Below are 7,543 nucleotides of genomic sequence, written 5' to 3' on the forward strand. Positions count from 1 at the left end.
GAACCGCATCGAGCCGCACGAGCCGGTCGACAAGGACCTCTACGAGCTGCCGCCCGAGGAGGCCAAGAACATCCCCCAGGTGCCGGCGTCCCTCGGCGAGGCGCTCGACGCGCTCGAGGCCGACCACGACTTCCTCACCGCGGGCGGCGTGTTCACCCCCGAGCTGATCGAGACCTGGATCGAGTACAAGCGCGAGAAGGAGATCAAGCCGCTCGCGCAGCGCCCGCACCCCTTCGAGTACGAGCTGTACTACGGGGTCTGATTTAGAACCCGCGAGATGCCGCGGGTTCTAAGCTCAAGCGGACCCGCCAGTCCGCAAAGAGTCCGCACGAGTTGCGGTCCGGTTCGCAAAAGCGGCCGCGACTACAGCTTGTGCGGACTCGTCTTTGTCCGGCCACAGATGCCAGTACGTGTCCAGCGTGGTCTTCGCCGATGCGTGCCGCAGCCGCGCCTGCACGGTCTTGATGTCGAGCCCCGCAGCGATCAGCAGCGACGCGTAGTAGTGGCGCAGGTCGTGGATGCGGAAGCCCTCGGGCAGACCCTCGACGGTTACGCGCGCGGCGCGGAACGCCTCCTCGATCATGTACGGCGCGACGGGGCGGCCGTAGGCGCCGACGACGAGCGTCGCTCTCCCCCACTGCGCGGGCACGCGGTTGAGCTCGAGGGCGACCTCCTGCGGGATCGGGATTGGCATCTTGGACATGTCCGTCTTGAGCGGCTCGTCCGGGTACTGGATCGCGGGCGAGATCACGCCGCGCATGAAGTCGACGTCGACCACACGCAGGGCGTCGATCAGAGTCACTCCTCAACCGCAGAGGAAGCGCCCAGACACCTCGAACCCCGAAGTTGTCAAGAAACTCTGGGAGGATGCGGAAAAGGCCGCTCGTAAGGAGATCCGTCGCAACGCGATGAAGAACGTCCGGACAGCCCACTGAGACCGGATACCCGGCGACGCCGCACCGCTCGGCGTCCCCTCACGAACCTAGCGTGAGGCGACAGACACTTGGAGCCCCGGCTCACCTTCGGGTGGGCCGGGGCTCTTTCTCTGGTGCGCTTACTCCGTCGCTTCCGACGTCGGGCGCGATGGCGCAGCGGGCCGGATTGCGGTCTGATCTGCAGTGACCTCCCGGTTCACCATCTGCCAGTTGATCGCGTGCGCGACCGCTGCACCGACGAGGAAGAGGATCCCGGCGTTGGACAGTGCCGCGCCGACGATGATCGTGATGATCCCACCGAGCGAGGGCCCGGAGGAGTAGAGCGAGTAGTTCGGTGTCGATGCGACGGCGACGCCGATGAAGAGCACGACGAGGCCGCCGACCGTGAGGACACCGGCTGCGATGTAGAGGGTCTGGAGGGGCACGTTCCGTCGTACAGCTGGGTCTTGGATAGCCATGCGTGGATAGTACCGTCCGGTCGGTTCATGTGACCGCCCGCGTTCGGGGGCCTGATTTACTCTGGACTCAGCCCTCTCCGCGGCGAGTTGCTAGATTGTCACAGCGCTGTTATAACAGTGCTGTGATGATTGTTGATCCTTCCGATGATCCCACCCGCGCGGCCGGACGCTGGGATTCCCTATTCGCCCTCCTGCGTCGCCTCGACGCAGACATCGAGCAGTTCTACGAGCGGCGCGGAGTCAAAGGGATGCGTTCCCGCTTCGCTCTCCCGATGATCCGCCTCGCCCACGACGGACCACTGACGATCCGCCAGCTCGCCGCGTCCCTCGACCGAACGCACTCCGCGGTCAGCCAGACCGTCTCCGCGATGCGTGAAGCGGGAATGGTGCAGACTGTGCCGGGCGAAGACGCGCGCACTCGGCTGGTGGTGCTCACCGAGCGTGGGCACGAACTGATTCCGCTGCTGGAAGCGGAATGGCGCGCCACTGAGGCGGCCGTCGCGGAGCTCGACGACGAGACAGCAACTCCGCTCTCCGAGATCGTCGCCGCGCTGACCGCCGCCGTGGACCGTCTTCCGATGTCCGCACGCCTCGACGCGCACCTGGACGAGCGCGGCACAGCGGAATGAGTATCCGCGACCATCTCACTGACCTGCGGCCCCTGCGCTCCAGCGGTCCGTTCCGCGCGCTCTGGGTCGGGACATCGCTGGCTGGCATCGGCAGCCAGGTTGCCAACATCGCGGCACTGGCTCAGGTGTGGGAGATCACCCATAATCCGGTCTGGACCGGCACGCTCGGACTGGCGAGTGGGATGGCGATGATCGCGCTTGGCCCGGTCGGCGGCACGCTCGCCGATCGATTCGACCGGCGCTCGATCATGCGGCTGAGCACGCTCGCACAGGCCATCGCCGCCGTCGCGCTCAGCGCGCAGGCGGCGGCCGGTGTGCATTCTGTCGCTCTCCTGCTCGCGCTCATCGCGGTGCAGTCCGCCGCGACCGCTCTAGGTGCTCCGGCGCGGAGGACCATCCCGCCCCGCCTGCTGCCTGCCAACGAAGTGGCCGCCGGCCTTGCGTTGCAGAACCTGTCATTCCAGGCTGCGCTGCTCATCGGCCCGGCCGTCGGTGGCTTCATCGTCGCCTGGTCACTTCCCGCCGCGTACGCCGCCGAGACCATCGCGGTCGCGGCCGCTCTTGCCTCCACCTTCGCCCTGCCCCCGCTGCCACCAGTCAGCGCCGCACCCCGACGCCGCGCCGAAAGGGGCGGCTGGACCTACCTATTCCGCCGCCCCACGCTCTGGGGATCCTTCGCCACCGACCTCGCCGCGACACTCCTCGCCATGCCGATCGCGCTCTTCCCGCTTGTCAATCAGGAGCGCTTCGGCGGCGACCCCCGCACGCTTGGATTCCTTCTCTCCGCGATCGCGATCGGCGGCATCCTCGCCGGCACGCTCTCCGGTGCGGTCACACGCGCCAAGCGAGCAGGGCTCGTCCAGCTCGGCGCCGCCACCATCTGGGGCCTCGCATTGGCCGGGTTCGGGCTCGCGGTGCCGCTCTGGCTTTCGCTCGCCTGCCTCGCCTTAGCGGGCGCGGCAGACACGGTGAGCGTCGTAACCCGCGGCGCGCTCGTGCAGCTGGAGACACCAGACGGCTTCCGCGGCCGGGTTTCGGCCGTCGAACACGTGATCGGCGTCGCAGGCCCTCAGCTCGGCAACTTCCGAGGGGGCATACTCGGCGCTCTCGTCGGCGCCCAAGCTGCCCTGGCAATCGGCGGCCTCGCCGCGGCAGCGGCCGTGATCGCCGTCGGAGCAACCAACCGCGCGCTCCGCGAATATCGGCTGCCTCTGGACGAACGAAGCGAAAGCCGAGATAGGAACCTCAACTCAGCGGCTTAGGGCGTACTGACCGCCCTTGGTCGGACCGGCCGACGTTTATCAACACGCCCAGCGGCGGGGCAGGCCGGCCACGATGTGCACCGAGGCCCTCGCCGCGGTCGACATCCTGAACCTGAAAATCCCCGTGACGGTCCGCGCACCGTCTGCCATCTGGACATACATGATCTCCGACAACCCGTTCGGCGATGCCGTATCGCGAATCTCGCTGACGCGTCGACGGTCTCGCTGACAGTCAACCGTTGTGCGCGTGTGCGCCCGCGCGGAACGAATGCGGCGCGGCGCCGCGGCGCGCTCGTTACGGGGCGCAGCAGTCGCCGGCGGGCCCGTCAGTCGAGGTCGTCGGAGAAGTCGAGGTCGTCGGCGGGGAGCGCTTCAGGGCGGCGCGGCTCCAGCGCGGCGGTGAGGGAGCGCAGCCGCTCGACCAGGGCCTCGTCCGTCAGCTCGCGGCCGGCGAGGTCGACCGGCTCGCTGACGAGCTGGCTCGCCGGGCCGATCAGCAGCTCGATGGAGCCGGGGTCCCCCTCCCCCTCCCCCGAGTGCGCGGGCACGAAGACGGTGTCCGCGGTTCCGTTGCGGGCCAGCGCCCGCGCGTAGTCCAGCAGTGCCTCGGCGATCGCATCCCCTGTGTAGAGCGTGCCCCCGGCGTAGACGATCCTTCGCATGCGATGCACAGAACCACGCGCTCGCGCGACCGTCCAGGCATTGACCGCAAAGAAATTCCCGAGACCGTGTCGACCCGCGCCCGCACCGTTCGACACGATAGTAGGAGGGTGCGAACGGCACCCGCGGACTCAGGGAGAGAACCCATGAAATACATGCTGATCATGCGAGGCACCGACGCCGCCAAGGCCGCTTACGAGGAGATGGACTTCAACGAGGTCATCACCAGGATGGGCCAGTACAACGAGCAGCTCATCTCGGCCGGCGTGCTGCTGGCCGGCGAGGGACTCGCCGACGACGTCGCGACGACCGGGTTCGTCGTCGACTTCTCGAGCACCCCGCCCGCCGTCACCGACGGGCCGTACGGGGAGACGCACGAGCTGTTCAACGGCTTCTGGATCATCGAGGTCAGCTCCAAGGAGGAGGCCGCGGAGTGGGCGGCGCGCTGCCCGCTCGGGCCGGGATCCAAGCTGGAGGTGCGCCGCGTGACCGACGAGAGCGACTTCGCGGCCTACGCGGACAACGAGTACCTCCAGAAGGAGGTCGAGTGGCGCGCGGCCGCCGAGAAGGCGGACAAGGCCTGAGCCGCGCGGGCCACGGAGGCACCGCACGATGAACGGGATCCCGGCGCGGGTCGACGCCGTCTGGCGCATCGACGGCGCACGCGTCGTCGCGACGCTCGCCAAGCTGACCGGCGACGTCGGCCTCGCTGAGGATCTCGCGCAGGAGGCGCTGGTCGAGGCGCTGCGGCAGTGGCCGCGCGACGGCGTGCCGGACAACCCGGGCGGCTGGCTGACCGCCGTCGCCAAGCGCCGCGCGATTGACGCCTGGCGGCGCCGTGAGAGGCTCGACGACCGCTACCGGGCGATCGCGGCCACACTGGAGGAGTCGGCCGACGACGCGTGGGAGCCGATCGACGACGACGTGCTCCGGCTCGTCTTCACCGCCTGCCACCCCGTCCTCTCGCGCGAGGCGCAGGTGGCGCTGACGCTGCGGGTGGTCGCCGGACTGAGCACCGAGGAGATCGCACGGATGTACTTCGTGCCGGTCGCGACCGTCCAGCAGCGGATCGTGCGGGCCAAGAAGACGATCGAGGCCGCCCGGCTGCCGTTCGCGAGCCCGGAACCCGCGGAGTGGAAGGAGCGCCTCGCCGGGGTGCTCGGCGTGGTGTACCTGGTGTTCACCGAGGGCTACGCGGCGACGACCGGCCGCGAGTGGATGCGCCCCGAGCTCGCGAACGAGGCGCTGCGGCTGGGCCGCACGATCGCGGCCCTGCTCCCCCGCGAGCCGGAGGTGCACGGGCTCGTCGCCCTGATGGAGTTCCAGGCCGCACGGTTCGCCGCGCGTACGCGCCCGGACGGCACGCCCGTCCTCCTCACCGACCAGGACCGCACACGCTGGGACCGCGCCCAGATCGGCCGCGGGCGGGCGGCGCTCGCGCGCGCCGACGGGCTGGGCCGCGGCCGCGGGCCCTACGCGCTGCAGGCGGCGATCGCCGAATGCCACGCCATCGCGCCGACCGCGGAGGCGACCGACTGGGGCAGGATCGTGCTGCTGTACGAGGCGCTGGGCCGGCTCGCTCCGAACCCGGTCGTGGAGCTGAACCGGGCGGCGGCGGTGTCGATGGCGGTGGGCCCGGCCAGCGCGCTGCGGATCGTCGACGAGCTGGTCGCACAGGGGGCGCTGCGCGGGTCGCACCTGCTGCCGAGCGTCCGCGGCGAGCTGCTGGCGCGGCTGGGCCGCACGGACGAGGCGGTCGCCGAGCTGACCACGGCGGCCGGACTGGCCGGCAACGACCGCGAGCGCGACGTGCTGCTGGCGAAGGCGGGCCGGCTGCGCGACGGCGACCCGGAGGCGGCCGACGGCGGCGGCCGTCATGTTTCGTAGCACGGCGCGCAGCAGGCAGACACGTCGTTCTACGGTCGAGGGATGAGTTCTCCCTCGACATCCTCACCAGCCCCGACACCCCGCACCGACCGAGCGCCCGCCGGAGCGCGCCGGAAGAAGCCGTGGTGGCGGTCGTTCGGGGTCCAGGTCACCGCGGCACTCGTCCTCGGCGTCGTCGTCGGCGTGATCGCGCGCCAGCTCGGCCCCGGCGGCCCGGACGCGGAGCCGAACGGCCTGACCGCCACGCTCGACACAATCGGCGGCGCCTACGTGTCGCTCCTGAAGGCCGCCGTCGTGCCACTGGTCTTCCTCGCCATCGTCTCCAGCATCGGCAACCTCCGCCGCGTCTCCAATGCCGCGCGGCTCGCCGGCCGGACCCTGTTCTGGTTCGCGGTCACCGCGCTGATCGCGGTCAGCATCGGCATCGTGCTCGGCCTGCTCATCCAGCCGGGCAGCCGCGCCAGCCACGGCGAGCTCGCCGCCGCCGACCCCGGCGTCACCGCCACCTGGTGGAACTTCCTGATCGGCCTGGTGCCGGGGAACTTCGCCGGTGCGCAGGTGAGCACGAAGGTGACGATCGTCGACGGCGCTGCGACAGCGACCTCCGTCGTCGGCTTCAACGTCCTGCAGGTGATCGTCGTCGCCGCCGCCATCGGCATCGCCGCGCTCAAGGTCGGCAGGAAGGCCGAGCCGTTCCTCACCTTCACCGACTCGGCGCTGAAGATCGTGCAGCGCGTGCTGTGGTGGATCATCCGGCTGGCACCGCTCGGAACCTTCGCCCTGATCGCGAACGCCGTCGCCACCTACGGCTGGACGACCATCGGCTCGCTCGCCTGGTTCGTGGCCGCGATCTACATCGGCCTCGCGCTCGTGCTGTTCGTGGTCTACCCGATCCTGATCCGCTCCAACGGCCTCTCCATCCGCCAGTACTTCTCCGGTGTGTGGCCCGCGGTGCAGCTCGGCTTCGTGAGCCGTTCCTCGATCGGGACGCTGCCGCTCACGCAGCGCGTCGTCGAGCGGAACCTGGGCGTGCCGCCGTCGTACGCCTCGTTCGCCGCGCCGCTCGGCGCGACCACGAAGATGGACGGCTGCGCCGCCATCTACCCGGCGATCGCCGCGATCTTCGTCGCCCAGTTCTACGGCATCCACCTCGACATCTGGCAGTACCTGCTGATCATCGTCGTCTCGGTGGTCGGCTCGGCGGCCACGGCCGGGACCACCGGCGCGATCGTGATGCTCACGCTGACGCTCTCCACGCTGGGCCTGCCGCTCGACGGCGTCGGGCTGCTGCTCGCCGTCGACGCGATCCTCGACATGGGCCGCACCGCGGTCAACGTGGCCGGCCAGGCGCTGGTGCCGACGATCGTCGCCAAGCGCGAGGGAATCCTCGACCTGGACCTGTACAACGCACCGCGCACCGGGGACGCGTTCCGGGACGACGACGAGGCGGCGCAGGACGCGGCGGCGCACGACGAGGCGCAGCAGACCGCAGCGCCCGCGACCCCGGCGGACGACGCCGCGGGCGACGCGCAGCGCGAGACCGTGGGCGCGCGCGGCTAGCGCGCCGCCCGACCCGCAGCGCCCGGCGCCACGCTCACGCGGTCGGCGCCGGGCGCGGCGGCCCGCCGGAGAAAACGCGCGCGAACACGGCGCGGGCGCGCCGGGTGACCGCCCGGTAGGCCACCGCCAGCCCGCTCGCCCAGCCGGGCGGG

Annotated in this window: 8 protein-coding genes and 1 pseudogene; 6 read left to right on the forward strand and 3 right to left on the reverse strand. The window is 70.5% G+C overall.

The features are described 5' to 3' along the window. Positions 1-262: pseudogene (locus ACTHMF_RS18450) on the forward strand (type I glutamate--ammonia ligase); the annotation flags it as partial. Between the two features lie 33 nt (positions 263-295). Here the strand turns inward: ACTHMF_RS18450 and ACTHMF_RS18455 are convergent. Together ACTHMF_RS18455 and ACTHMF_RS18460 are read right to left on the reverse strand one after the other, a co-directional pair. Continuing rightward, entirely contained in the window at positions 296-802 is a 507-nt protein-coding gene (locus ACTHMF_RS18455) for a tyrosine-type recombinase/integrase (protein ID WP_440319620.1), read from the reverse strand. Between the two features lie 252 nt (positions 803-1,054). Continuing rightward, the gene (locus tag ACTHMF_RS18460) at positions 1,055-1,393 is read right to left on the reverse strand and encodes a hypothetical protein (RefSeq protein WP_440319622.1); all 339 of its coding nucleotides are present in this window, start codon (positions 1,391-1,393) and stop codon (positions 1,055-1,057) included. A gap of 125 nt (positions 1,394-1,518) precedes the next feature. Here ACTHMF_RS18460 and ACTHMF_RS18465 point away from each other — a divergent pair, with 125 nt between their 5' ends. Together ACTHMF_RS18465 and ACTHMF_RS18470 are read left to right on the forward strand one after the other, a co-directional pair. Beyond that, positions 1,519-2,022 (forward strand): MarR family winged helix-turn-helix transcriptional regulator, encoded by a 504-nt coding sequence (locus tag ACTHMF_RS18465; protein ID WP_440319631.1) that lies wholly within the window; start codon positions 1,519-1,521, stop codon positions 2,020-2,022. After that, entirely contained in the window at positions 2,019-3,284 is a 1,266-nt protein-coding gene (locus tag ACTHMF_RS18470; RefSeq protein ID WP_440319624.1) for an MFS transporter, read from the forward strand. The genes ACTHMF_RS18465 and ACTHMF_RS18470 overlap by 4 nt, the downstream gene beginning before the upstream one ends. A gap of 326 nt (positions 3,285-3,610) precedes the next feature. Here the strand turns inward: ACTHMF_RS18470 and ACTHMF_RS18475 are convergent, their stop codons facing one another. After that, positions 3,611-3,946, reverse strand: a complete 336-nt coding sequence (locus ACTHMF_RS18475) for a hypothetical protein (RefSeq protein WP_440319626.1) — start codon at positions 3,944-3,946, stop codon at positions 3,611-3,613. Positions 3,947-4,090: 144 nt separating this feature from the next. On the opposite strand from ACTHMF_RS18475, the gene ACTHMF_RS18480 reads away from it, so the two are divergent. From ACTHMF_RS18480 to ACTHMF_RS18490, 3 genes are read left to right on the forward strand one after another with little or no spacing between them, the layout of a single operon-like run. After that, positions 4,091-4,528, forward strand: a complete 438-nt coding sequence (locus ACTHMF_RS18480; protein ID WP_314149189.1) for a YciI family protein — start codon at positions 4,091-4,093, stop codon at positions 4,526-4,528. A 28-nt stretch (positions 4,529-4,556) separates the two neighbouring features. Then, positions 4,557-5,831, forward strand: a complete 1,275-nt coding sequence (locus tag ACTHMF_RS18485; RefSeq protein ID WP_440319627.1) for an RNA polymerase sigma factor — start codon at positions 4,557-4,559, stop codon at positions 5,829-5,831. Between the two features lie 42 nt (positions 5,832-5,873). Beyond that, complete coding sequence (locus ACTHMF_RS18490) at positions 5,874-7,391, forward strand: dicarboxylate/amino acid:cation symporter (protein WP_440319629.1); 1,518 nt, start codon at positions 5,874-5,876, stop codon at positions 7,389-7,391. Positions 7,392-7,543: the final 152 nt, after the last annotated feature.

Source organism: Leifsonia sp. (assembly GCF_051955155.1).
GTDB lineage: Bacteria > Actinomycetota > Actinomycetes > Actinomycetales > Microbacteriaceae > Leifsonia.